Origin of the sequence: Pseudoalteromonas sp. SCSIO 43088 (assembly GCF_023650795.1) — a bacterium.
In the GTDB taxonomy this organism is placed as follows: Bacteria; Pseudomonadota; Gammaproteobacteria; order Enterobacterales; family Alteromonadaceae; genus Pseudoalteromonas; species Pseudoalteromonas shioyasakiensis.
Map to the genome: position 1 here is coordinate 2,887,278 of NZ_CP072675.1, position 25,072 is coordinate 2,912,349.

General features: G+C 39.9%; 20 protein-coding genes and 3 pseudogenes. 14 read left to right on the forward strand and 9 right to left on the reverse strand.

From position 1 onward, the window contains the following. Positions 1–35: 35 nt before the first annotated feature. The 6 genes and pseudogenes from J8Z28_RS13350 to J8Z28_RS13375 all read right to left on the reverse strand — a co-directional run. Positions 36–1,349: pseudogene (locus J8Z28_RS13350) on the reverse strand (DUF4158 domain-containing protein); the annotation flags it as partial. Between the two features lie 384 nt (positions 1,350–1,733). Next, on the reverse strand, positions 1,734–3,032 hold the full coding sequence (locus J8Z28_RS13355) for an NAD(P)/FAD-dependent oxidoreductase (protein ID WP_008843103.1): 1,299 nt from the start codon (positions 3,030–3,032) through the stop codon (positions 1,734–1,736). A 12-nt stretch (positions 3,033–3,044) separates the two neighbouring features. Next, entirely contained in the window at positions 3,045–3,884 is an 840-nt protein-coding gene (fghA, locus tag J8Z28_RS13360) for an S-formylglutathione hydrolase (RefSeq protein ID WP_250659611.1), read from the reverse strand. A 49-nt stretch (positions 3,885–3,933) separates the two neighbouring features. Then, complete coding sequence (locus J8Z28_RS13365; protein WP_008843105.1) at positions 3,934–5,262, reverse strand: DUF3422 family protein; 1,329 nt, start codon at positions 5,260–5,262, stop codon at positions 3,934–3,936. A 30-nt stretch (positions 5,263–5,292) separates the two neighbouring features. Then, complete coding sequence (gene gfa / locus J8Z28_RS13370) at positions 5,293–5,871, reverse strand: S-(hydroxymethyl)glutathione synthase (protein WP_250659612.1); 579 nt, start codon at positions 5,869–5,871, stop codon at positions 5,293–5,295. Between the two features lie 68 nt (positions 5,872–5,939). Further along, positions 5,940–7,049 carry an S-(hydroxymethyl)glutathione dehydrogenase/class III alcohol dehydrogenase gene (locus J8Z28_RS13375; RefSeq protein WP_008843107.1) on the reverse strand — a complete coding sequence of 370 codons (1,110 nt, stop codon included), beginning with the start codon at positions 7,047–7,049 and terminating at the stop codon, positions 5,940–5,942. Positions 7,050–7,238: 189 nt separating this feature from the next. On the opposite strand from J8Z28_RS13375, the gene J8Z28_RS13380 reads away from it, so the two are divergent. From J8Z28_RS13380 to J8Z28_RS13400, 5 genes and pseudogenes are all read left to right on the forward strand, one after another. Beyond that, positions 7,239–8,666, forward strand: coding sequence for a tyrosine-type recombinase/integrase (locus tag J8Z28_RS13380; RefSeq protein ID WP_182254021.1), 1,428 nt, complete (start codon positions 7,239–7,241; stop codon positions 8,664–8,666). Next, positions 8,653–10,599: a hypothetical protein gene (locus J8Z28_RS13385; protein ID WP_182254019.1), complete on the forward strand. Its 1,947-nt coding sequence runs from the start codon at positions 8,653–8,655 to the stop codon at positions 10,597–10,599. The genes J8Z28_RS13380 and J8Z28_RS13385 overlap by 14 nt, the downstream gene beginning before the upstream one ends. After that, complete coding sequence (locus J8Z28_RS13390; protein ID WP_182254017.1) at positions 10,596–12,560, forward strand: site-specific integrase; 1,965 nt, start codon at positions 10,596–10,598, stop codon at positions 12,558–12,560. Before J8Z28_RS13385 ends, J8Z28_RS13390 begins: the two co-directional genes overlap by 4 nt. Before the next feature lie 4 nt (positions 12,561–12,564). Further along, positions 12,565–12,942, forward strand: coding sequence for a hypothetical protein (locus tag J8Z28_RS13395; RefSeq protein ID WP_182254015.1), 378 nt, complete (start codon positions 12,565–12,567; stop codon positions 12,940–12,942). 108 nt (positions 12,943–13,050) lie between these two features. Next, positions 13,051–13,758: pseudogene (locus J8Z28_RS13400) on the forward strand (Tn3 family transposase); the annotation flags it as partial. 68 nt (positions 13,759–13,826) lie between these two features. On the opposite strand, the gene J8Z28_RS13405 reads toward J8Z28_RS13400, so the two are convergent. Continuing rightward, positions 13,827–14,315, reverse strand: coding sequence for an autoinducer binding domain-containing protein (locus J8Z28_RS13405; RefSeq protein WP_250659613.1), 489 nt, complete (start codon positions 14,313–14,315; stop codon positions 13,827–13,829). A gap of 152 nt (positions 14,316–14,467) precedes the next feature. On the opposite strand from J8Z28_RS13405, the gene J8Z28_RS13410 reads away from it, so the two are divergent. From J8Z28_RS13410 to J8Z28_RS13445, 8 genes and pseudogenes are all read left to right on the forward strand, one after another. After that, a complete protein-coding gene (locus J8Z28_RS13410; protein WP_250659614.1) occupies positions 14,468–15,046 on the forward strand; it encodes an acyl-homoserine-lactone synthase in 579 nt (192 codons plus the stop codon). A 137-nt stretch (positions 15,047–15,183) separates the two neighbouring features. Further along, positions 15,184–16,416, forward strand: coding sequence for an IS256 family transposase (locus J8Z28_RS13415; RefSeq protein WP_250659615.1), 1,233 nt, complete (start codon positions 15,184–15,186; stop codon positions 16,414–16,416). Positions 16,417–16,669: 253 nt separating this feature from the next. Then, positions 16,670–17,800: an S-(hydroxymethyl)glutathione dehydrogenase/class III alcohol dehydrogenase gene (locus J8Z28_RS13420; protein WP_024591398.1), complete on the forward strand. Its 1,131-nt coding sequence runs from the start codon at positions 16,670–16,672 to the stop codon at positions 17,798–17,800. A gap of 86 nt (positions 17,801–17,886) precedes the next feature. Then, positions 17,887–18,726: an S-formylglutathione hydrolase gene (fghA, locus tag J8Z28_RS13425; RefSeq protein ID WP_024591399.1), complete on the forward strand. Its 840-nt coding sequence runs from the start codon at positions 17,887–17,889 to the stop codon at positions 18,724–18,726. Between the two features lie 77 nt (positions 18,727–18,803). Then, complete coding sequence (gshA, locus tag J8Z28_RS13430) at positions 18,804–20,399, forward strand: glutamate--cysteine ligase (protein ID WP_024591400.1); 1,596 nt, start codon at positions 18,804–18,806, stop codon at positions 20,397–20,399. Between the two features lie 140 nt (positions 20,400–20,539). Continuing rightward, positions 20,540–21,466, forward strand: a complete 927-nt coding sequence (locus J8Z28_RS13435; protein WP_058374943.1) for a bestrophin family protein — start codon at positions 20,540–20,542, stop codon at positions 21,464–21,466. A 41-nt stretch (positions 21,467–21,507) separates the two neighbouring features. Further along, positions 21,508–22,032: a YqhA family protein gene (locus tag J8Z28_RS13440; RefSeq protein ID WP_024591402.1), complete on the forward strand. Its 525-nt coding sequence runs from the start codon at positions 21,508–21,510 to the stop codon at positions 22,030–22,032. 160 nt (positions 22,033–22,192) lie between these two features. Next, positions 22,193–22,453, forward strand: a pseudogene (locus tag J8Z28_RS13445) (DEAD/DEAH box helicase family protein); the annotation flags it as partial. Positions 22,454–22,746: 293 nt separating this feature from the next. Here the strand turns inward: J8Z28_RS13445 and J8Z28_RS13450 are convergent. Together J8Z28_RS13450 and J8Z28_RS13455 are read right to left on the reverse strand one after the other, a co-directional pair. Beyond that, the gene (locus J8Z28_RS13450) at positions 22,747–23,367 is read right to left on the reverse strand and encodes a class I SAM-dependent methyltransferase (protein ID WP_024591404.1); all 621 of its coding nucleotides are present in this window, start codon (positions 23,365–23,367) and stop codon (positions 22,747–22,749) included. Between the two features lie 26 nt (positions 23,368–23,393). Next, entirely contained in the window at positions 23,394–24,011 is a 618-nt protein-coding gene (locus J8Z28_RS13455) for a hypothetical protein (RefSeq protein ID WP_024591405.1), read from the reverse strand. Positions 24,012–24,191: 180 nt separating this feature from the next. Here J8Z28_RS13455 and J8Z28_RS13460 point away from each other — a divergent pair, with 180 nt between their 5' ends. Beyond that, a complete protein-coding gene (locus J8Z28_RS13460; protein ID WP_024591406.1) occupies positions 24,192–25,016 on the forward strand; it encodes a helix-turn-helix domain-containing protein in 825 nt (274 codons plus the stop codon). Positions 25,017–25,072 lie beyond the last annotated feature (56 nt).

Genomic DNA, 25,072 nt, shown 5'->3' on the forward strand with positions numbered 1-25,072 from the left:
GGATGAAACTGGAAAAGTCGGTGGTTCTCCAAGTACAGCCTCTTCAGTGGTCCACCGAATGCGATTTCCGTCTGCATCTGTTGAAGTTGGGCGACGACGGCTTCTGAGCCTTTACCGGCCTCACATTCAAGGCACAAGAACACCTGCCTTAACAGTTGCTCCAGGAGATTGCATTGTTCATCGTAATGTTGCCACTGGTACTCTTCCACGGTCCGTTTCTGTTTTTTCAGGTAAAGGCAGAGGGTCTGGATATCCCTGTCATTCATGACCTTCAATGCCTGCTGTCTGACTACTGAGAAGGGTTGATTATCATCAATGTTCTCATCCACAAACAGATGCAGTAACTCTGCCGCTTTCGTGACATTGTCCGCGGCTGACTGCCAGGACAGGAACACTGCTTGTTGTGCAAAGGTGTTGGCAGCTTCTTGTTGCTTGCGGATATGGTAAATGAACCCATCAGTTAACCGTTCCAGTGCCAGTTGTATCCGCTCTGTCAGGTGACATAGCAACCATAGATGCTGCTGTGCGCGTTTGAATCGTTTGAGTTTACTACCGTAATAGTTGATGAGCTCACCGAAGTGTTGTCGATTTTTAAGAGACAGATTAAGCCCATCGATAACGCCATTGATTTGCGTGCGCCATGGCGCTAACTGATGATAAAGGGCAAGCTCTTTTTTAAGTTCAGGTACGGTCAGACTTTTTGCACCGCCTCTGAGCTGGTTCAGGCTTAGTCCGTCATCAATGGCTGTTATGCTGTCCAGAAAGACGTGAAGTTCAGGACTGGTGAGTTGATTAAGTTGGTGCGCCAGGTCTTTTCTGACCTGCTGCATCGCTCTGCTTATCAGTCTCTGGAGTACGGTGTACCTAGGGATAGCAATGCTGTGACTGGTTAGGAATTCAATAGCAGTATCAAAGAGGTAACGCGGCTCCAGCCAGGCATTGCCCACCTGAACAAGGTGGTCGAAAAGAGAATTGAAGTGCTGACTTTCGTCCCATTTGTGATAACCAGCAAGGTCTAATACTTTTGCGTAGAGTCGATCTTTTTGTTTTTGTGAGGGAGTGAATGGTCTGAGCCCCTTGCCGCCAAGCAGCTCTTTACTGATGAACATTAAATCCTTAGAAACCTGCGAGTAAGCGATATCTAGGATGACGGGCTTTGATTTGAAGTATCCCAAAATCGCGACAAAGTAACATCTATGAGCTCTGAGACGAATTGACCGAAAAACTGCCAATTCCGCATCGTTCAGAGAAAAGTACAGACGTTGTTCTTCGATTGAAAAAATGGGTGGGGAATAAAGATCTGCCTGTTCTGCTCTCGTGAGAATAGTAATTTCGTTTTTGATGGCCATATCAGGGCTGTTCCGTATTAAATGTACGATATTTACCTAATTTGCCACACTTATAAGTAGTAACCCACCTCCGCAGCCATTTATTGGTGTGGTCTACAGAGGATTATGTCTTTTTAGAGGGGAAAATCCCTAGAACCCCATTATCTTAGAAAAGGGCGTCGTATGACTTAAAAGAAGGCTGGACTTCAGCTCTGACAACTTAATGAGTTTTGTCTAAAAACAAGATTCGAAGAACTAATAATGACTATAATTATCAAGTAACTGTGTTATTAACCTTAGCTCCCGAGCCGATCGAAAGTCCCTTTCTGATCAAACTACAAATGCTCAATAATGAAGTGTCTCCTTTACAAATAGATCTAAATCTACTATTTGCTGATATTTATATTACTTATCGTCTTCGTGTTGTTTCCTAGCTCTGTCGGAACTGGTCTTCATTACAATGCGCGAACCGCGATAACCTATACTGTGATTCCATACCCAACTTAAAGCCACGCTTAGCCGATTCCGGGTTCCGATCAAAAAATAAATATGAACTAGCTTCCATATCCACCAGGCAAATAATCCTTTAAGTCTGATCCACCCAAAATCTACAACCGCAAGACTATGCCCTATCGTCGCAAGATTACCTTGATGGCTATATTTAAAAGGAGGATTATCCTCTTTTCCTTTCAAACGTTTCATTATCAGCTTCGCAACGTATTTGCCTTCTTGCTTCGCCGCCGGGGCTATTCCTGGAACAAGCTTGCCATCTTCCATTGTTGCAGCTGCAGTGTCGCCGATAACGAATATGTCTAAGTGATCTGTAATGTTAAGATGCTGATCTACTATTACACGACCTGCACGATCAGCCTCAACACCCAACCACTGGGCGGCTGGAGACGCCTTTACACCTGCGGCCCAAACTATAGTATTAGCCTTAATCTGCTTCCCGTCATAAACAACACCTTCGCCGGAACACTCTGTCACGGGCATTCCAGTAATAACCTCAACACCAAGTTTTTCAAGTGCTTTACGGGTATACTCCGACAGTTTTTCAGGGAACACCGAAAGTAAGCGTGGTGCAGCCTCAATAAGCACGACCCGAGACTTACTCGGCTCCATATTTCTAAAGTCACGCGCCAGTGTATCACGTGCTAGTTCTGCAATCGTGCCAGCTAACTCTACACCTGTTGGCCCCCCACCTATAATAACAAACGTTTTCAGTGCTTCTTGTTGCACCAAATCACAGGTCCTTTCAGCTTCTTCAAACGAAGTGAGAATACGCTCTCTGATCTTTGTTGCATCTTCCAACGTTTTCAAGCCCGGTGCGAACGGCTCCCATTCATCACGCCCAAAGTAAGCATGAGTTGCGCCAGTAGCAAGTACGAGGGTGTCATAACTGAGTCGTTCACCGCTATCGATAATGACCTGCTTAGCCTTTTTATCAACACCTACTACCTCAGCCATTAGCGTATTAACTTCTTGTCTCTTTCTAAAAAGATGTCGAATTGGCCACGCTATTTCTGATGGGGCTAAGGATGCACCAGCCACTTGATATAACAGTGGTTGAAATAAGTGGTGGTTTCGTCTATCAATAATCGTTACATCAACGAACTTACCAGAAAGATTATTGACGACATCCAAGCCCCCAAACCCAGCTCCAACCACGATCACTTTGTGTCGTTCATGTGTTTTAGTTGCCATGAGTATTGCTCCTTACATTTCATTACTTTTTAGTGCGGCAGCATGATGTGACATATGTTCCTCAATAAAACTTGCGATGAAGTAGTAGCTATGATCATAATCGGGCCGCAAATTTAAAGTTAGAGGATAATTATTCTCTTTACAGGCAGTCTGAAGTAATTCGGGTTTCAATTGAGACTCCAGAAAATCATCCTTCATACCTTGATCTATTAGTAGAGGCAGTCGCTCTTTAGCAGTTGAGATTAGTTCAACGGTATCATATTGTTTCCACAGCTCTTGATCATTACCTAGGTATGATTTAAATGCTTTTTGGCCCCAAGGTACCTGTGTCGGCGATACGATCGGCGAGAACGCAGACACACTTCGATAACGTCCGGGGTTTCGTATTGAAATAACCAAAGCTCCGTGACCACCCATCGAGTGACCGCTTATTGAGCGTTCTTGAGTAACATTAAAGTTCGCTTCAATTAGCGCTGGGAGTTCTTGTACTATATAGTCGTACATCTGATAATGAGTACTCCAAGGTTTTTTTAAAGCGTTTACATAAAACCCAGCCCCTTTACCAAGGTCATATGCATCACAATCTGCAACTTCGTCACCGCGTGGACTGGTGTCAGGAGCCACCACCGCAATACCGTGTTCCGCAGCATAGCGCTGCACAGCTGATTTGGTGATGAAATTTTGTTCAGTACAAGTAAGTCCTGAAAGCCAGTAAAGAACGGGGACCTTGTTATTTTCTGCTTGCGGCGGAAGGTATATACCAAATCGCATTGTACATCCCAATGATGATGAATCATGTTGATAGACATCCTGCCAACCGCCAAAACTAGCATTGTGCTCGATGCGCTCCATAATAGTTCTCCTGTTATTACCGCAAATTACGGCGATATATTCATAGATTTTAGGGGTGTTTTTGTGGGTCTGTATGAGCTGCTCTGATTTTATGTACTACCCACCATACAAATAGAGTCACTAAAGGTACTGTTATAGCAATTGCGATTTCAGGAACTATAAGCTTATATATGAAAGGCATACCTTTCACTATGTAGCTAAGTAGACCGACTATATAATAAGAAATAGCTGCCACAGATAGTCCTTCTACAGTCTGTTGCAGACGCAACTGCAATTGGGCTCGATTATTCATTGAAGCCAGAAGATCTCGATTCTGGCGCTCAAGCTCAACATCTATCCAAGAACGAAGCAAAGATATCGCACGAGTTAATTTATCAGACAACTTAGCTTGTCGTTCTTTCACGGATTGGCAGGTCCGCATAGCGGGTGCAATTCTGCGTTCAAGAAACTCGTACCATGTGCAATATCCCGGCATTGATTGTTCTGAAAGTGAGGAAAGTCGCTCTTGAACAATTTCATAGTACGCACGACTTGCTCCAAATCTATAAAGATTAGCGGCTGCGCTAGCTTCTAAATCGGCTGCCAAACTCGTCAATTCAGATAACAAAACGTCACTTTCTCGTCTTGAGTTCGGATCTGAACGCATTTCTTCAGTAATAAGTGCGAGAGTAGATTCCATATTACGTAACTCTAACGCCATTGTTCGCGTTAAAGGTATAGCTATCATGGCCAACGTTCGATAGGTTTCAATCTCGAACAAACACTGCGCTAATGCTCCTATTCGATCAGGTTTCAATCCCTTTTCTATAATAAGCGCGTTCGTTATTCCATCTTCATCCTGTCTAAAGTCGGTAACAATTGTCGCCAAACCATTCTCAACTTTTGAATAACAAGGTGATATAAAGTCAAAGCGTGCAATATTGTCTTCTGTTTGACTATCAAAAGGTAGAATTGTCAAACGGACCCCAGAAACAACGGGGCCAGGTGGAACAAAGCCCCGTTTAAATGGATCCTCTCCTAATATTTCGTGTGTCTCTGGGTTGATTGCTGTACACCAAAGATATGTCGAAAACTCGAGATGCTTTTCACAGTGAAGCCGACCATCACGCAAGTTAATATCATGAAGAAACTCCTCACCTTCGCGGAGCTCAATTCCCAGTTGGTCTGACAACCCCTTTAAAGCAGCATTATCCCTATGTTTATCTCCATCCGTCATAAACGCCAATTGAAGCATACAGCTTGGCGCATCGACCGACAAATGGGGCCTAGCATGTATTTCGTTTACAGCTTGCAATCGCTCTGTATGAGCAGGCATTCCATATACGACGTCTTCTAGGTTTTCTATCAGATCTGATTTAAAAGAGGAGTTACTTTTCATTTTTTCTTCACTTTGCGATGAAGTCTCTAATTAGTCTTCGCGGTATGTACCTTTCTGTTTCGCTGCATGTGTAGCGAGTACATCCATTAACTCCGGCGATAGACAGTCATATGGTTCGAGTTTTAGTTCACGTAAGCGAGAACGAATAGCGCCCATAGTCGATGGTGGCGTACCACTCTCGATTACTGACGACACAAACGCAGCGAAACCTGGAGATGACCAACCCTGTTGCGGCGAAAGTTCTGTATGAACAAAATCAAGACCATAGAAAGGATGTTCTTTGTTCTCAATTCGACCAAACAAATGAGCTCCACAATCAATGCATGCATGTCGCTGTATCGCGGCACTTTCATCAACGATATGTAGCTTGTTGGCGTTGGTCGTTACATTCACCTTATCTTTGGGTACAACAGCAATCACTGCAAAAGTAGCCCCTTCAGGTTTCCAGCACTTTGAGCAACCACAAGCATGGTTGTGTAAGGTTTGGGCTCCTACCGAAACCTCAACTTTATTTGAAGGGCACAAACACTCGATAGTCCCTCCTGAAAAGTTTTGATTCCCCGCTGTGATACCATTATCAACAGAAGGGTGAATTAGTGGTTTAGTCATGATAACTCTCCGTATAGTTGTAAGACACGGATACTCGCCTCCGTGTCGTTCGTTGTGTTTATCGCATTTTAGTAATGAATTACTGTGCGAATTGATTTACCTTCGTGCATTAAATCGAATGCTTTGTTGATGTCCTCTAAACCCATTGTATGAGTGACAAAAGGTGCTAAATCTATCTCACCTTTCATTGCATCTTCAACCATTCCAGGGAGCTGAGAACGCCCTTTAACTCCCCCAAAAGCAGAACCTTTCCACACCCGGCCTGTAACCAACTGGAATGGTCGAGTGGATATTTCCTGGCCAGCACCTGCTACACCGATGACAACAGACTGCCCCCAACCTCGGTGGGCTGCTTCCAATGCGGCGCGCATAACGTGTACATTGCCGATACACTCAAAAGTGTGGTCAACACCCCACCCCGTCATTTCAATTAATACTTCCTGAATTGGTTTATCGAAGTCTTTTGGATTGATGCAATCGGTTGCGCCAAACTTTTCTGCTAATTCGAATTTGGCTGGATTCATATCGATTGCAATGATTCGACCAGCTTTAGCTTGCCTTGCACCTTGAATTGCTGCTAGTCCTATGCCCCCGAGCCCAAACACTGCAACAGAATCTCCGGGCTGGACTTTTGCTGTATTGTGTACAGCACCTATACCTGTTGTAACTCCGCACCCTAAGAGACATACATGCTCGGGGTTGGCGCTTGGATTAATTTTAGCTAGAGAGTATTCTGACACCACCGTATACTCACTAAACGTTGAACATCCCATATAATGGTACAAAGGCTTCCCTTGATAAGAAAATCGACTTGTTCCATCAGGCATCACCCCTTTACCTTGAGTCTCTCTGACGGCGACACATAGATTTGTTTTCCCTGACTTACAAAACAAACACTCTCCACACTCAGCCGTATATAAAGGGATAACATGATCTCCTGGCTTCACACTAGTAACACCCTCACCAACTTCTACTACTGTGCCTGCGCCCTCATGACCTAATACTACGGGAAATAGGCCTTCAGGGTCATCACCAGACAATGTAAATGCGTCTGTATGACAAACACCGGTGTGGGTAACTTTGATTAGTACCTCGCCTTTACGAGGTGGTTCTACATCTATTTCTACAACTTCTAAAGGTTTACCTGGGCCAAAAGCAACTGCTGCACGTGATTTCATAATAATAATTCCTATTTGAATTAATGTAAGCGTAACCAGTGAACGAAAGTTAACATACTGTATATATAACTGCAATATTCTACATATGTAAATATATTTAAATACGGACATTTTTTCCTGTAAAAACATTCTTTTTGAGTTACTTTAGATTTATATAAATCATTATTCATATTTAAAATAGATAACCAAATGTCTAAAGCTAAGTTTGAAGTTATAACTCACTTAAAATTATTTGAACCTACTAGTTTCGTTGTCGATGGTGACTTAATTTCTAATACCTGCCCTAAAACTAAAGAAAAATATAAGTATCAAATTCAGCAAAATGATGACTTTCATTTAGATCATTACAATCATTTTCCGATGATACTTAATTCAGACGGAAGCCTTTGGGAGCAGGCCAATTTATTTTTGCTGGATAGTTTAAAATCGGTTAAACGTGTTTCTCCAAAAACATTAGAATCTAAATCTGTTGATTTAGTTATGTTTAAAAGATGGTTAGATACTGAAGAAGTTGACTATTTATCCGTCCCTAAACGAATAATGGCAAGACCAACCTATCGATTCTGTGCCTACCTTCATGAGTTAATAAGAAATGGTGAAATAAAATCGAGTACAGCTAAACGCAGAATGGGTACAGTACAAACATTCTACCGATGGCTAAAAACCTGTGCAGGAGTAACATTTGATTATCCATTGTGGAGAGAGAAAGAAGTTTTTATTAACTTTAAAGATCATAAAGGCTTTTCACTCAGTAAAAAACAAATATCCACGGATTTATCTTTTAAGCAAACGAACAATAACTCTGATTATGAAGAGTACATACAAGACGGTGGAAAACTAAGACCACTTGCTACAACTGAGCAATACCAATTAGTTGAGGCATTAAGAAACATTGGCAATTCAGAAATGACTTTATCATTTATGTTTGCCTTAACAACCGGTGCCAGGCTTCAAACAGTTTTCACATTAAGACATTGCCATTTTGAGGCTGAAATTCCTGATACCTTAAAAGTCGTAAAAATAAATACTGGAAACGGTACCTTAATTGATACGAAGTACGGAAAAAATATCGTTCTGCATATACCAGCGTGGCTATATAGGCGTATTCAGTTATATCTTGGCTCAAAGCGTGCCAAAACAAGGAATCAATTATCTAGGCTAGTTTATGAATCTGAGAATTATCAATATGCATTTTTAACTAAAGGCGGACGACCTTATTATATGGCAAATTCAGATCCATTCTTAACCCTTTATCGTCATCCTCCTCGAGGAATATCTGTTAACGCATTTATACGACAGCAACTTATACCTGAGCTCACTAGCAAAGGCCACATATTTAGCATTAGATTTCATGATCTCAGAGCCACTTTTGGTATGAACTTGCTCGAAGATAAAATTAAATCTACAAATCATAATTCAACTATGGGAAGAGAGTTACTGAGTGGGGATGCTTTGTGGTCAGCCCTAATGATCGTTCAAAAAAGACTAGGTCATTCAAGTATTACTACAACTGAGCGGTATCTGACCTATCGAAAGGACTTTTCAATTGCACTTACTGTTCAATCTGAGTTTGAAAAACACCTTATGCAAGTGAGTGATGATTATGAAGGAAATTAATACTCGATGGACAGAACGAAAAACCATTGTATATGAACTTGAAAATATCCCCCTTAATTTTGATGACAATATTTATCCAGTTGATTATTCACAGTTACAAATAAAAGTGCCTTGGCAAGTCAAAAATTTAGATGTTGGCTCCTGGTGTTTTACCAGGAGAAAATCAAAACATGCCAATTCAAATCATGCAGACTATGCTACAAGCTTAGTTGATGCTAGTTCATTCAAAAAGAGTCGTATTAACGCTATAAAAGCCTTTGTGGAATATTTGCATAGTCGATATAGCACAGGCATAACGCCAAAAACCCTTCATCGATATACTAGTAGCTTTAATCAATTTTTAGTTTGGTGTGATTCTAACCAGCAAGAAGATGTATTGAACACAATCATGACAGCAAGGAAAAGCTTGGCTGAATATATCCTTACTCTTTTTCATTTAACACGAAGTAGTCAACTCAACATAAATACCGCAGCTCGTTATCAAAATCATATCATTGAAATATTAAAATTCATTTTTGATGACGATGAAGGAGTCATTAGTGCGGGGCTTCGTCTTATCAGAAAGAGTGGAGCCGCAACAGTAGCAACTCCAGTTCCTGGTCATTCAAAGGTCCATCAGTCTATTGAACTATATTTAAGCCTATTTAATCAAATAACTGACTTTGTTCTTAGCTTTGAAAAGTACCCGTTTCAATTAACTTTGCCTGAAGAAACTCTGTGGGTATTTCCAACAACTCGTCCAATGGCCACTACAGCAAAATTAAAAGTACGTAATGAATGGACTAGAGGTTTTTGGTCGTGGGATTATGAAAACGGTTGTTTATCCAAAGTAGAAAATATGGAGAAATATTACAATGGAGATAAAAAACAAAAAAGAGATGCCTCTAGGTACATTATGAAGGCATCTCAAAAAGCGCTAGTTGAGGCAAATTCGGACAATAATAACTATTATCGTAGACGCCTAGCTTCACTTGCAAGTGACGCTTTTACCATGTTATTCATATCGAATACCGCAATGAATTTAGCACAAATGATAACACTTAATTGGTCTAACGATTATAAAGTTGGCAAAGAACATCAAGGTTATCGCGCAATCAAACTCAGGGCTGGAAACAAATCACAGCACTTCATCGTCACCAGTTCATTTTTACCACTCTTTAAAAAGTATTTAAAACTTCGAAAATATTTACTTGTAGAAGATAGTACCCAATTATTTTTTGGTTTTGATGCTTCAATTATCAATCACAAGCCATTATCAAAGGGTTTTACTACCAATTTCAATCAAAAATTAAGGAATAATATTGGCATCAACATACCAACGATAACCGCACGAGAATGGAGAGCTCACAAAGCCGATTGGTTAATCACCAATACAGATCCTAAAACCACGGCAATGATGTTACAAAATAGCGAGCGTACAGTGCTAAAACATTACACAACAGGGTCTGAAATTGAAAGCGCAAACGAAATGTCAAAATTTTACGATAGCCTTTCCACCATTCAATTTAATACTTCTAACGCTAAAAAATCGCAGTATACCTCAGTTCCTATAGGTCAGTGCCAACAATTCCAAGTTCCAAAGGTCATTGATTCTATAAGTAATGTTTTACCTGACTGTTCAACCCCACATGGTTGTTTAAATTGTTCCCACTATAGGATTGTTGCAGATGAAGAAGACATTAGAAAGCTAGTTAGCTTCCGTTATATCTCTGTTGAGTCTCGTCAACTGGCAAGCAATGAAACACATTTTGAAAACTACTTTGGTAAAATGCTTACTCGTATAGATGAAATATTAATGTCACTTAGAACCCAGAATAAAAAATTAAAACTTCTTGTTGATAGAATATGCTCGGAAGTGTCAGAGCAAGAAATGCTTTCTCCATATTGGGACAGGAAATACCAGTTACTCATTAATCTGGAGCTCATTAAATGAATGAGTCTTATCAATTACTTTACGAATCTAGATTTGAAACGGCGGTTGACCAAACTAAACCTGACAGTTTCCAACTTAACTCTAAAAATATAACTTGTCCCTCTCAAACTTTCGTTATCTCACGAAATACTGACGGAGTAGTGCTATCAACCTATGGTGACGCTACTTATTGGGATTTAACTCCATACCGAACAGCGGCCTCACAAGATACAAAATTGTATTGGAATAACCTTCCATATCAAACGGTAGACGAAGCAAAATGGCTAACTTTCATAATGATATATCTTGTTTCAACGGGACGAGCGGGAGCTCTCACCGTTGGGACTTTATATAATTACCACAAAGTGATTAAGAAACTATGTCATTACGCAAGTGAAGAAAGCTTAACTGTTACTGAGGTTTTAGCATCAAAACAAAATGTTACTAAATTTATAAAGTCTAAGATTAATACTGGTAGTTTATTGACTTACTTTATTGCTCTTTTGGGACATTTATTCGAACTAGGTGAAAAGCAAACAGGTATTCCTACATTGGGTTTAAAGGTTATCACTGATATTCGAGCGCTACGAGAGACTATTCCAGAACATAAGCAACACCCTGTTATACCTCCACGTATATTTAGCGGTTTTTTATCTGAGCTTTGGTCATTGATATTTTCCTTTAAAAAAATACAAGCGCCTCTTATATCACTCATCGAAAAATGTGTTGAGAACAAAATATATGGACGAAGGCAAAAACCTAAAAACATTGAAAAATATGGTATTGAGCTCAACTTCTCAGAAGCTGTTGAATTTCATGGTTTAACCAGTGAGGTTGATAAATTAGGGATTAAGAGTCTTACAAATATTCATGGCTATATCCTAGCAATCCAAGATGCAGGAAGATATTTACTACATGCTTATTCAGGTATGAGGTATAGTGAGTTACTGAGCTTAATGTTGAATTGCTTATCTATAGAAAAATCAAAACATGGGAATATAGTTCGACTGTTAGGAAAAACAAGTAAGCTTGTCGGTCAACGAAAAACAACCGCATGGATCACATCAAAAGAAAGTGAAACTATTGTTGAAGTACTACAATCTATCGCAAAACTTGTAACCCACGATCAAGATTTCTCTGCCGAAGAGCTTATTCTATTTCCATCTCCAAGCTATTTAGGTTTTGTTGGGGCAAAAAGAAGTTCAACAGCTTGTTTACCACACAACCATACAAGCTCAACGTTGTGGCGCTTTATTAATATTAAAGAAATAGAAATTAACAATGAAGATCTGAACTTCCTTGAAATAATTGATTGCTCTCGAGCATGGAGAATGGAAGATCAATTTAAAATTGGAGAAAGGTGGTCTTTTTCTTCGCACCAATTTAGGCGAACCCTTGCTTATTACTGTCGTCAAAGTGGACTAGTAAAACTATCAACATTAAAACGACAACTCAAGCATATCACTCGTGAAATGTCCTTATATTATGCTCATGGAAACGAATACAGTGAACTATTTGATACCAATGAACATTTCCACAAAGAATACGATAGAAGCAAACCAGAAGTAGATACGCTTGCATACGTATTAGAATTATTGTTTTCTGAAGAGGATTTACATGGGAGTCATGGCAATCATATTGAGCGGTTTAACAAACCAAAGAATGCACAGCAAAAAGTAAAAATCCTCATGAATCGAGGTGATATTGTTAAAAAGTTCAAAAATGGTGAGTTGGCTTATAAAGAGACAGCATTAGGGGCATGTACTACGACTTCCCCTTGTAATCAAAAGTTACTTGGTAATATATCTGCTTGTATTAAATGTACTGATGCGGTTTTAAAACCATCAAAAGTACAAAACGTAATAAATTATCAACGTAACTTTGTAGCATCGCTCGAGAAAAATAGTATTGAATATAGAACTGAAAAAATGGAACTAGAAGCATTGTTGTTACAACAAAATAAAATGGTTAAAAGAGGATGATTTAATGGGAGCCGTAGATAACTATTTGTCTGCTTTAGAGCGATTAAAAAACAATACACCGGTTGTTTTACCCAAAGGAACTCGTATATCTAAAGATACAGTTGCATTGGAAGCTGGCCGTAAACGAAGCTCAATCAAAAAATCACGACCTCAATTTGCAAGTCTTATCGAAGAAATTGAATTAGCTGCAAGTATTCAAAGTAAGCCCGAAGACGACTCTAAAGGTTACTTAGATAAACTAAAGTCAGAAAAAGATCATTATAAAAGTCTATATCAGCAATCACTAAACCGAGAGCTAATGCTAGTAAAGCGGCTGTCTGATTTAGAAAAACTACTTTCAAATGAAGTAGGCAAAAATAATGTCCACAATATACGGGCATAACAATCGATATTTGTCCGTATTTTTTGTTGATATACAGACAAAATGTAAATCAATATCTAACTGATATCATTACAAATTAACATGTCCGTATGTCCTGTTTTTTTCAGTACACACGGTGTCAATCATGTTAACTTCGCCTTACTGGATCTATGCGGTTACAGTTTTGCACCGCGATACGCGCAGTTCAGTAGTGTCATCAATGATCTGTTTGATGTGACTGAAAGTGAACAAGGCAGCACCATACTGGCGCTAAAGAAGCCTATCAGAACGAATGTTATTACAACGGGATGGCAAGATATCAGGCGTATTGTTCTGTCACTTCAGACAAAGCGGACGACACAAGCAATGCTGGTAAGAAAGTTGTCTGGTTACCCTTCTGGACACCCAATATTACAGGCTCTGACGGAGTATAATCGACTGGTTAAAGCGCAATATTTACTTGACTACATCGACGATGCCAGTTTGCGGCAGTATGTGCAACGTGCCCTGAACCGGGGAGAAGCATGGCACTTCCTTAGACGAGCCATTGCGTCGGTGAATGGTGATCAGTTCCGTGGCAAAAACGAGTCTGAAATCGCTATCTGGAATGAATGCGCAAGATTGCTTGCCAACGCGATCATCTACTTCAACTCCGCGATACTGAGTCATCTTCTGGGACACTTTGAAGCGAGAGGAGATGAAGAGAAAGCGGGTATCACTCGTGCTGTTTCGCCCGTTGCGTGGCAAAATATCAACTTAAGCGGAACGTATAACTTCACTAATACTGGGAAATTGCCCAATATTGGCGAAATAACAAGGCCGATAGTGGATGATTAGGCTCCAAGCTGAAAGTAAACCACCTCCGCAGCCATTTATTGGTGTGGTCTACAGAGGATTATGTCTTTTTAGAGGGGAAAATCCCTAGAACCCCATATTAAAAGTGTTTGATTACATGGTGTTTTTTCTAAATATCTATCTTCATTTTCCCGTGCAACAGTGAGCATGCCAATTGAACTAGGGGTTAAAAAAGAAGATTGTGCCCATCCATACTTCAAACCATGTGCAGATGCCTCTTCCCAAAACTCAGGTTGTTCTTGTATTCGTTCATTACTCCAAATAATGGGACGAGTAGAGATTAGCCCATGCTTTACTGTGGGATCTATTGCAATATAATTTTTGTCAGCATAGCGTGACTGCCATTTATTTGTGTAATTATTTTTTAATGAAAATGATGGCTTTGTAATGGGGGAGGCTATACGAACACCGTAAGCATAATAATCAAACTCTAATGCCCTAACAGCAATTGAAACTAAGTTAAATAACTCTCGCTCGTTTGAACAATAGAGCATACTTTGCATTGTTTTCTCAAATAAAGCAGGTACGTTTATTTTCATTAATCATCCTTAAGTTTAACAATCCTTTAGCTACTTCTACAGCCAGTCGCTTGATCACTAAATCATATCACTAGCAACTGTTATTTATAACAGGCTTTTATTTAATTTTTTAGCGTAAAAATATCCCTCATTTCAAAATATGGGTTATTTTTATGATAAGTTTTACTAATGATTTTGGTCATCTATTACCAGAAAACCAACGACAAGAATTATTTGAATACAGACATAAAGTATTTATTGAACAACTAGGATGGGAACTCAAAACCAATGGTAGCATTGAAACAGATGAATTTGATAACGAACACACTTGCTATGTCATAGCAAAAAATAACGAAGGTAACATAACAGGTTGCTCTCGTCTTTTACCGACAACGCAACCTTACTTACTCGAATGTATTTTTCCCATGCTTTTAGAGGGTGTTTTCCCACCAAAAAGCAAAGATATATGGGAGTTATCACGTTTCACTAGCATGAATGTTAATGGTTTAAAGAGCAATAATAATGGTCAAATGACAGGTGAATTGACACAGCGCTTACTTTGGGAGTCATTTGATATTGCTAAACAAAATGGAGCTAGAGGTATCGTAAGTGTATCTCCTTTAGGTATTGAGCGTTTATTGAAGTCTATGGGGATCGAAGGACAAAGATTAGGTAAACCAATGAAAGTAAATGGATATATGCTTTTTGCGTGTTATGTTGATTTTAGAAATGTAGAAGACTTTCTAATTTAATGCGTTTGATTGTGGTTAATTTAAGGAAAATTAACCACAACTTGAATAAATCATATGTAACTAACAAAACCATGTGTTGGGGTAATGTTCAAAAATCTGTGTCATTTCGGTAAACTGGTAAAAAACAGGAATGACACATGACAAATCAATTCAACTTCGAAGATGCAGTTAAAGCACTTCAATCAGGTAAAAAACTTACTGGTAAAGAGGGTGTATTAACATCACTTATCAAGCAATTAACTGAGTCAGCCCTCCAGGCTGAGCTTGAACAACATCTTTCTAATGAACAAGAGCCTAACCGTAAAAATGGCTCTAGCACTAAAACCGTTAAATCATCCGTTGGTAGTTTTGAGTTAGACACCCCAAGAGATCGCAGTGGTAGTTTTGAGCCTCAACTCGTTAAGAAAAACCAAACCACGCTCAGTGATGAAATAGACTCAAAAATTCTATCCATGTTCAGTATGGGGATGAGTTATCGGGATATTAATAAACACATTGAAGATATGTTCGGTATGAACGTTGCCTCAGGCACCATAAGCGCCATTACCGATAAACTAATTCCAGAGCTTAAAGCATGGCAACAGAGACCACTAGACAGTCATTACCCTATTGTTTGGCTTGATGCTATTCATTATAAAGTCAAAGAAGATGGGCGCTATATCAGTAAAGCTGTTTATACGTTATTGGGATTAAATATTCACGGTAAGAAAGAGATACTTGGTCTTCACTTATCTGAAAATGAAGGGGCTAATTATTGGTTGTCTGTGCTTACCGATTTAAATAATCGTGGAGTTAAAGATATTCTTATTGCCTGTATTGATGGGCTAACTGGGTTTCCTGAGGCGATAAGAACTATTTTTCCAGAGACTGAAGTTCAATTATGTATTTTTCCAGAGACTGAAGTTCAATTATGTATTGTTCATCAGATACGCAATTCAATGAAGTATGTTGCCTCTAAAAATCAAAAGGCGTTCATGGCCGACTTAAAGCCAGTATATCGTGCTCCAACCAAGGAAGCTGCTGAGTTAGCACTTGATGAACTTGAGGCTAAATGGGGTAACTCTTACCCGCTTGTGATTAACTCCTGGCGCAATAAATGGCATAACTTATCAGCTTACTTCAAGTATCCTGAACATATTCGTAAAGTCATTTATACGACGAATGCTGTGGAGGCTGTGCATCGTCAATTTAGAAAGCTAACGAAAACGAAAGGCGCTTTTCCAAACGAAAACAGCTTGTTGAAATTACTTTATGCTGGCATATTAAACGCCACTGAGAAATGGACCATGCCAATCCACAATTGGAGCTTGTGTTTATCTCAGCTGGCCATTTATTTTGAAGGACGTTTAGATAGCGTACTCGACATTTAAAAATTTAAGCTGACACAGAATTTTGAACGCCCTCTGTGTTGGTTATAAAATAGGCTTAAGGTTCATTTCGAGGGGATGGGCACAAAACCCCATTTAGGTAGCATCGCTGCCTTATTATTACTCATAGGTAAAAGTTAATTGCGTGATAAGCATATTATCACCATTAAATAAAAAGAGTACACTGGCTTCATAGTGGAAGTTAGCGTTTGTGCGAAACTATTAAAATATCAACAATTGAAAAGTGAGAATAAATATGTCGGATAAATTTATTAAATCTAAAGCCGCCATTGCTTGGGGGCCTAAGCAACCATTATCTATCGAAGAAGTCGATGTAATGTTGCCGCGCAAAGGCGAAGTGTTAGTTAAAGTGATTGCCTCGGGCGTATGTCATACCGATGCTTTTACGTTATCAGGTGATGATCCAGAAGGTATTTTCCCGGTAATTTTAGGCCACGAAGGCGGTGGTATTGTTGAGCAAATTGGTGAAGGTGTTACCAGTGTTCAAGTGGGAGATCATGTTATTCCTTTATACACACCAGAGTGTGGCGAATGTAAATTTTGCTTATCGGGTAAAACCAACCTATGTCAAAAAATTCGTGAAACTCAGGGTAAAGGCTTAATGCCTGATGGTACTACACGCTTTTATAAAGATGGCCAGCCAATTTTCCATTATATGGGTTGTTCAACGTTCTCTGAATACACAGTATTACCTGAAATTTCGTTAGCGAAAGTCAACAAAGATGCTCCACTTGAAGAAGTTTGTTTGCTCGGTTGTGGTGTAACTACCGGCATGGGCGCGGTAATGAATACCGCGAAAGTTGAAGAGGGCTCAACCGTAGCTATCTTTGGTCTTGGCGGCATTGGTTTATCAGCGGTGATTGGCGCAACGATGGCAAAAGCAGGTCGTATTATTGCTATTGATATTAACGAAAGTAAATTTGAGTTAGCGAGAAAGTTAGGCGCTACAGATTGTATTAACCCGAAAGATTATGACAAGCCTATTCAAGACGTGATTGTTGAATTAACAGATGGTGGCGTTGATTACTCGTTTGAGTGTGTCGGTAACGTGAACCTGATGCGCTCTGCATTAGAATGCTGTCATAAAGGTTGGGGCGAATCAGTAGTGATTGGTGTTGCCGGTGCAGGTCAAGAAATTTCCACCCGTCCGTTCCAACTTGTAACTGGGCGTGTATGGAAAGGTTCTGCATTTGGCGGTGTTAAAGGTCGTACTGAGTTACCTGATTACGTAGAACGTTATTTAGCTGGTGAATTTAAATTAAGTGACTTTATTACGCATACCATGGCACTCGATGACATTAATGAATCGTTTGATTTGATGCACAAAGGTGAAAGTATCCGCACAGTGATCCATTTCGATAAATAAACGTCATTTAGTTAAGTAAGATGAGTTTAGTTAAGTAAGAGCAAGCCTTCTTAAGAGAGCTTGCTCTGTCATTTTGAGGTTCTACCATGATAATAGAGAATATCAGTATAAACAAAAGCTTTGGTGGCTGGCACAAGCAATACAACCATCAATCGAAAATATTAAATTGCGCGATGCGCTTTGCTATTTACTTGCCTCCGCAAGTTGCCAGTGGCGAAAAAGTACCGGTATTGTATTGGCTTTCGGGCTTGACATGTACTGATGAAAACTTTATGCAAAAAGCCGGTGCACAGCGTATGGCTGCCGAATTAGGTATCGCGATTGTGGCGCCAGATACTAGCCCTCGTGGTGAAGGTGTTGCCAATGATGATGGTTATGACTTAGGTCAAGGGGCCGGCTTTTATGTCAATGCAACCCAAGCACCTTGGAATCGCCATTTCCAGATGTACGATTACGTAGTTAATGAGTTACCCACCATTATTGAAGCTGCATTTCCGGTATCAAATAAACGTGCTATTAGTGGCCATTCAATGGGCGGACACGGCGCATTAACTATTGCCATGTTAAACCCAGAACGTTATAGCTCAATGTCGGCGTTTAGCCCGATTTGTAATCCTGTAAAAGCGCCTTGGGGCAAAAAAGCTTTTACTGCTTATTTGGGCAAAGACAAAGCAACGTGGCGCAACCATGATGCGAGTGAATTAATGCGCAAAGCAACGCAGTTTATTCCCGCTAAAGTTGACCAAGGTGGCGCGGATGACTTCCTTAGCGAGCAGCTAAAGCCTGAAGCATTAGAAGCCGCAGCAAAAGTTAATGGTTACCCGTTAGCGTTGGCTGTTCACGAAGGTTATGATCACAGTTACTACTTTATCTCATCATTTATTGAAGAACATTTACGGTTTCATGCGCAGCACTTAAGTAAATAGCGCTAGATCCAACTGTATTAGAACCAACTGTATTAGATTCAACTGTCTAGATTGATTTATTTTAAAGGAAAGCCTTCTTGTCCGATTTATTACAAACTCGTTTGCAACACCTCAAATCACCTAATGGCTTAGCACTTTTAAGCCAGGTTCAACGGGGAATTGAAAAAGAAGGCCTAAGAGTTACACCAAAAGCTTTGATAGCACAAACCGGCCACCCGGAGGCTCTTGGGTCCACATTAACGCACAAGAGTATTACGACAGATTACTCGGAAGCGTTGCTGGAATTTATCACGCCTGTGTGTCAGCAAGTTGATGACACTATCGACTACTTGAGTGATTTGCATCATTTTACCTTGCGCCACATGCCGGATGAATACCTTTGGCCTGCCAGTATGCCCTGTCGCCTAGAGGGAGAAGCGAGCATACCCCTTGCCCAATATGGCAGCGCTAATATCGGTCAAATGAAGCATGTTTACCGCCAAGGCTTATCGTATCGTTATGGCAGGACAATGCAAGCGATAGCGGGCATACATTATAACTTTTCAATGCCTGATAACTTTTGGCCTTATTGCCAGCAAGTTTGGGGTGAACAAGGTGATGTACAAGCGTTTAAATCGCAGCGCTATTTTGACTTGATCCGTAATTTTCGTCGTCATTCGTGGTTATTAGTCTATTTATTTGGCGCCTCGCCGACTTTGGACAATAGCTTTATGGGCGATAAAAAGACCGATAAGTTAGACACATTCAGCAACAACACCCTTGGCTTACCGTTTGCCACTTCGCTTCGAATGAGTGACTTAGGCTACCAAAGCGAAGCGCAAGCAAATTTAAATGTTAGCTATAACAATTTAGATAATTATGTCGACGATGTTACCAAAGCAATTGCTCAGGGTTACCCTGCTTATGAAAAAATTGGCATTAATGTTGACGGCAGCTATCGTCAACTTAATAGCAATGTGCTGCAAATTGAAAATGAATATTACAGCGAAATTCGCCCTAAGCGCGTAACACAGTCAGGCGAACAACCGATAGTGGCACTTAAAGAACGGGGCGTTGAATACATTGAAGTCCGTATTCTTGATACTAATCCATTTTTGCCAGTGGGTATTGATGCGCAACAGATCCGCTTTCTCGATGTGTTTTTGTTGTATTGCCTTTTGTCTGAAAGTGCAGCATTGAGCGTTACGGAATCGGATGAAATTAAAGCGAACCAGCAGCGTGTTGTTCGTGAAGGGCGAAATCCTAAATTAATGCTGACGAAAAACGGCCAACCTGTTGCATTTAAAAAGGCCGCGAACGGGTTATTGACACAGTTGCAGCCAATAGCGGATTTACTCGATAAAGCCCATGAGGGGCAATCTACTGATGCGATAAACGATAAAAGCCAAACGCACAGCCAAGCCCTAATTGAGCAAATAGCTAAGGTCGGAAATAGCGAATTAACACCGTCAGCTATGATGATGGCCGCGGGTGAAAATGGTGATGAATTTATCGACTTAATGCTAGCACAAGCCAAGCTACATCAAACTTATTTCAGTGAACGTGGTTTATCTAGCGCAATGGAAGCACAGTTGCAGCGAGAGACGATTGAGTCCATACAACAGCAGAAATTACTTGAAGCGAGTGATGTTATTTCATTCGAGCAATTTCTTGCTCAGCAAAATGCTAGATAAATGCTTAAACTGATAACTAAGATTGGTATGCCGTGTTCGTTAAAAATACTGTTCTACTAATGGGGTGTTCGCTTAGTAAGCGCACAGACGCTTGATCTCTCCCTAATAAAGCTAAATCTAATGTTAAACCGGAGGCAGTCATGATTGTTCGAGATAAACCTAATGCGTTTAAACTGTTGTTTATTTTACGTGGCTCCGTTGTGCCACTTATATTTGGGCAAATCGCCTTTTTTACCCTGTTAGGTGCTGCGGTTGCTGCTGCGCAATACTACTATCCGGTTATATTTCCGACTTTTACCTTATCGCCATTAGCGCTATTAGGTGTGGCCTTATCGTTATTTCTGGGTTTTAGAAACAATGCTAGCTATGAGCGTTGGTGGGAAGCACGCAAGCAATGGGGCCAATTGGTTATCGACGCGCGCAGCTTATCCCGCCAGGTGACGTCATATGTAGATGAAAGTGCCAAAGGTGGTGCTGAATTACAGCAACGGATGATTTATCTGACGATCGCGTTTAGCCATGCCTTAAGACATCACTTACGACAATCAGATCCGTGGAGTGATATTGAAAAATATCTTAATCCTGAGGATATAGCCGCGCTGCGTAAATCACAGAATTTACCTGACGCACTGCTGCGCTTAATGGGAAAAAAACTCGGTACTTGTCGTCATAAAAACCTATTATCTGACTTTTTAATCCAAACTATCGACGATAATATTACTTCAATGGCTACCGTGCAAGCGGGCTGTGAGCGCATTCAAAGTACGCCGCTACCGTTTGCTTATATGCTACTGGTGCAACGTACCGCCTACCTCTATTGTTTAATATTGCCGTTTGGTATTGTTGGCTCAATAGGGCTGATCACCCCGTTGTTTTGCGCCATAATCACCTATACATTTTTTGGTTTAGATGCGTTAAGCGAAGAGTTAGAAGAACCCTTTGGTCTTTCCGCTAACGACTTACCGTTAAGTTCGATATCCCGAGGTATTGAAATTAATTTGTTAGAGATTTTAGGTGTAACAGAGTTACCAGCACCTATTCAACCTATAAAGCACCGACTTATTTAACTGATTGTTTAACTGATAAATAACTATTTAAGGAATTTAAAATGAAAGAAACATTTAATATATTTCGATTTATTAGCTGGATAGCCATTATCTGTTCGCTATTAGGGTCAGTTTTATTATTTATCGTTGGGGCTATGAAGACTTATTCAGCCTATACTACTGTATTGTTTAGTGAAATAGCCAGTGAGAGTTTATCTCACCTTGACACTTCAGAGGTCGCAACGACTTATTTGATTAAAGCATTAGATACTTTTCTTATTGCGCTTGTATTGTTTATTTTCGCTCATGGCGTATTCACTTTATTTATTTGTGATAAGAAACTTGCAAAGAAAAGCTCTGTTCTCAAATGGATAAGCACACCAAACATTGGTCGTCTAAAGAGTATATTGGGTGAAGTCATTGTTATTATCTTGTTTGTGAAGTTTCTTGAAATTATTTTGGTTAACTTAAATAACCTTAAGTGGGAAATACTAATACTCCCCATCTCTATTCTTTTGCTTGCTCTAAGTTTAAAGCTTCTAAGTTTAGGGCGTGAAGAAAAAAAAGATGAAATTGATAGTGATTAAACATATACACATGGGTGTTTCTTAACCAATTAGTGATTAGATGAAAAAATTCAGGGTGAAATTGTCATAAAATTATAGTGTTAGGATTATAGGAAATAGGATTTGTTGGTAGATTTAACTATAAAAAATTCAGTTTTATCTTAATAATAAGGGCTAGCACATGACAAAAAACACATTTATTTTACATTCAAACTATGCACCTTCTGGTGACCAACCAGAAGCCATAGCAAAACTTATTGCGGGTATAAATAACGGTGTGACCCACCAGACCTTAAAAGGTGTTACTGGCTCTGGTAAAACGTTTACTATGGCAAATGTAATTCATCGCTTAAAACGCCCAACCTTAATCTTGGCACACAATAAAACCTTGGCAGCTCAGTTATACAGTGAGATGAATGTAGAAGATCCAAGTAGTTCAATTAATGCCATTAGCTCCATACTTATCAATATTTCTGGCCCAGCGTGTAGGTCGGATAAGCGAAGCGCCATCCGGCACAGTAAAATACCTTGCCAATTATTATTATCAGCATTTTATGTTATCGAATAGCTTGAAAGTGCCAGAAGCCGACGGTCAGATAAACTCGTTTTTGGACAATTCCGTGTTACGACGTGATAGAAAGCCTTCTATTTCAGATAACTTTTTCTATTCCAAATCACGCGAGTCGCCTACAAATAGCTGACAAATCTCATTAACCCACTACAGAACAATCACTACTATGACTGAAATACTTTGCGTGCGAGAATAGCAAGAGAATCTCCATCTTCGAACTCGCTAAAAACCTTTGATTCAACAACGTTAAACTCCTGCCCCATTGCTTCTTTCATCTTGGCTAAACTTCTCGGATGAAACAATAGACCATGAGTTGTCTCAGGTGCTTGAATTTTTTGCCAGACTAGATGGAAAACGAAACCTCCAGGTAAAAGCAGCTCAGCTTGACGGCGGAAAGATTGGCGCAATTCAGTATCACTTAAATGATGCATTACTTTATTGGAATATACTGCATTATACCTAGCTTCTGTTTCAATTTTTACAGCGTCAAGTATTAAGCTAAGTACATCGGGTAGCCGTTTATTGAGCGTATTCACGAAAGCTGGTGAATAATCAGAGCCTGTAACTCGAAATTTCTGAGCGAGAATTTCAAGATCATTACCAGGCCCCGAGCCTAACTCTAAAACAGAATCCTCAGGAGAAAGGACTTTTGAGAGCATATGCAATTGCTCAGCAGCATTAAATCCGTCACACATTTCAGTATATGCCTTCGCATTGTTAACCTCGTGATAATAATTCATGTAGACCCCGTTGTTTAATTCGTTGTTTAATTCGTTGTAACTCATGTGATTTCCTGAAATTGCCTGTATTACTAACTTACTCTTTTAAACAAATATGCAAATGGTGATTTTGTGTATGGGATCGCACGACCAGATGCTAATATATTTTCTCGTGTCATGATTTCAGGCCTCTTGGGCTTCATATAGTCCTTAAGATTTTCGTCGTTGACCTCATACTTTCCATTGTCTCTTAGAACGACAGCAATCAACTTAAATCTTGGGTCTAAAGCCGCTAAAGCTGCATCTCCGTGGCTAGCGTTAACAAGTAAGATTCCACCTATTCTTAAAAGCTCTCCGCACGGTTCTGAAATAAAGCCTGCATAAAGAGATATTAGTAAATCGAATTCAACTTCGTTTAACTCCAGTGAGCGATAATCACTATGAATAAACTGTATATTTGGGTCTGAGTTCCCATTGTGCTCAAAAACTATCTGTTTAACAGTGCATTCATCAGCAAAAAAATTTGAAGCACGTTTATCAAGATCCACATATGTGACTTCGTTAAAAACGAATGATGGTGAAATGTCCACATAACTACCAGGATAGAGTACTTTTCGAGGAGTCATATAAGCACCGATCGCCTTAAACAGCTCCCAGCGATCACCTTTGTGTTTATCTTGCTTCTCCCACAAAGCTAAAGTCTTAGTCATTATTTCTTTCCTCTAGTTGTGCAAGCCAAAAATATTATGACCTGACTCTCTTTTTATTGTTTGCGCTACTTGGATTGTGTGTGGTTAATATATACAAAGACGCTGCGTTGTTTGAGTGCACAGATTGAGATATTATCGGCTGATATTAAGATTTTGTAAAAGAACTGTAGGTTGTTATCCATGCTTCCAAAAACACCATTGCCACCCTGCTATGTAATCCACGAGCAAGGCGTAAACAGTGAAATCTCAACCGTGTCAGTAAATCCAGACTATGGCTTGCTCTTTACTACAAAAGGCTCATTTAAAATGGAGCAAAGCTACACTACTCAATCTGTTACTGGCAGCATTACGATTGTCCCTTACGGAGTGCCATATCGTTCTGTCGCGGGTTGTAATTTAGACTATTGGCTACTTGGTTTCTCTGCTGAAAGCTATGGTTTGAACGAAACGCAAGAGATAATGCGCCCCTTCGCAGAGGTTCGTTCAGGAGGTGCTCCTGTGGCTAATTTAAATGTTCCAGCTCAACAACGTATAACTTCTTGGTTTGAAGCCTTAAAACAAGAAACCAATTTTGAAACAACGATAAGTAATGATGTTCAACGGAGCCTGATTGTATTGATATTAACAGAAGTCGTTCGTGCGACGACTGTAATAGACAATAAGATCACAAAGTCGCCATTAGTCGGAAAGGCATTACACTATATTCAAAAATATAGCCTTACTCCTATATCCTTAAGTGACGTTGCGTCTGCTGTGGGTCGCACATCTCCCCATGTCGCATCAGTTGTAAAGTCAGAAACAGGTTTTACGGTTGGTATGTGGATCACTTCAGCGCGTCTAGCCAAAGCAGCGCAGCTTCTACAGTACTCAAATATGTCGGTTGAACAGATTACTACGAAAATTGGGTGGCAAGACACAACTCATTTCATCAGGCAGTTCAAAACATTCTATGGCACAACACCTTCAAAATGGCGTAATAAGCTAAGAAGCAAAAGTGAGCATTGAACATGAGTTGTATACTTCATTTAAATAACAAGGTGGTTCGCCTTCAATGACCTTGA

What these genes read in the sequence shown, in the direction of transcription:
- J8Z28_RS13375 (WP_008843107.1), bottom strand. Translation starts at nt 7,049, where the DNA reads ATGAAATCACGTGCAGCAGTTGCTTTTGGCCCAGGTAAACCTTTAGAA.
- gfa (WP_250659612.1), bottom strand. Translation starts at nt 5,871, where the DNA reads ATGACTAAACCACTAATTCACCCTTCTGTTGATAATGGTATCACAGCG.
- J8Z28_RS13395 (WP_182254015.1), top strand. Translation starts at nt 12,565, where the DNA reads ATGGGAGCCGTAGATAACTATTTGTCTGCTTTAGAGCGATTAAAAAAC.
- J8Z28_RS13435 (WP_058374943.1), top strand. Translation starts at nt 20,540, where the DNA reads ATGATTGTTCGAGATAAACCTAATGCGTTTAAACTGTTGTTTATTTTA.
- J8Z28_RS13440 (WP_024591402.1), top strand. Translation starts at nt 21,508, where the DNA reads ATGAAAGAAACATTTAATATATTTCGATTTATTAGCTGGATAGCCATT.
- J8Z28_RS13415 (WP_250659615.1), top strand. Translation starts at nt 15,184, where the DNA reads ATGACAAATCAATTCAACTTCGAAGATGCAGTTAAAGCACTTCAATCA.
- fghA (WP_024591399.1), top strand. Translation starts at nt 17,887, where the DNA reads ATGATAATAGAGAATATCAGTATAAACAAAAGCTTTGGTGGCTGGCAC.
- J8Z28_RS13405 (WP_250659613.1), bottom strand. Translation starts at nt 14,315, where the DNA reads ATGAAAATAAACGTACCTGCTTTATTTGAGAAAACAATGCAAAGTATG.
- J8Z28_RS13460 (WP_024591406.1), top strand. Translation starts at nt 24,192, where the DNA reads ATGCTTCCAAAAACACCATTGCCACCCTGCTATGTAATCCACGAGCAA.
- J8Z28_RS13355 (WP_008843103.1), bottom strand. Translation starts at nt 3,032, where the DNA reads ATGGCAACTAAAACACATGAACGACACAAAGTGATCGTGGTTGGAGCT.
- J8Z28_RS13410 (WP_250659614.1), top strand. Translation starts at nt 14,468, where the DNA reads ATGATAAGTTTTACTAATGATTTTGGTCATCTATTACCAGAAAACCAA.
- J8Z28_RS13380 (WP_182254021.1), top strand. Translation starts at nt 7,239, where the DNA reads ATGTCTAAAGCTAAGTTTGAAGTTATAACTCACTTAAAATTATTTGAA.
- J8Z28_RS13385 (WP_182254019.1), top strand. Translation starts at nt 8,653, where the DNA reads ATGAAGGAAATTAATACTCGATGGACAGAACGAAAAACCATTGTATAT.
- J8Z28_RS13390 (WP_182254017.1), top strand. Translation starts at nt 10,596, where the DNA reads ATGAATGAGTCTTATCAATTACTTTACGAATCTAGATTTGAAACGGCG.
- J8Z28_RS13450 (WP_024591404.1), bottom strand. Translation starts at nt 23,367, where the DNA reads ATGAGTTACAACGAATTAAACAACGAATTAAACAACGGGGTCTACATG.
- J8Z28_RS13365 (WP_008843105.1), bottom strand. Translation starts at nt 5,262, where the DNA reads ATGAAAAGTAACTCCTCTTTTAAATCAGATCTGATAGAAAACCTAGAA.
- fghA (WP_250659611.1), bottom strand. Translation starts at nt 3,884, where the DNA reads ATGGAGCGCATCGAGCACAATGCTAGTTTTGGCGGTTGGCAGGATGTC.
- J8Z28_RS13455 (WP_024591405.1), bottom strand. Translation starts at nt 24,011, where the DNA reads ATGACTAAGACTTTAGCTTTGTGGGAGAAGCAAGATAAACACAAAGGT.
- J8Z28_RS13420 (WP_024591398.1), top strand. Translation starts at nt 16,670, where the DNA reads ATGTCGGATAAATTTATTAAATCTAAAGCCGCCATTGCTTGGGGGCCT.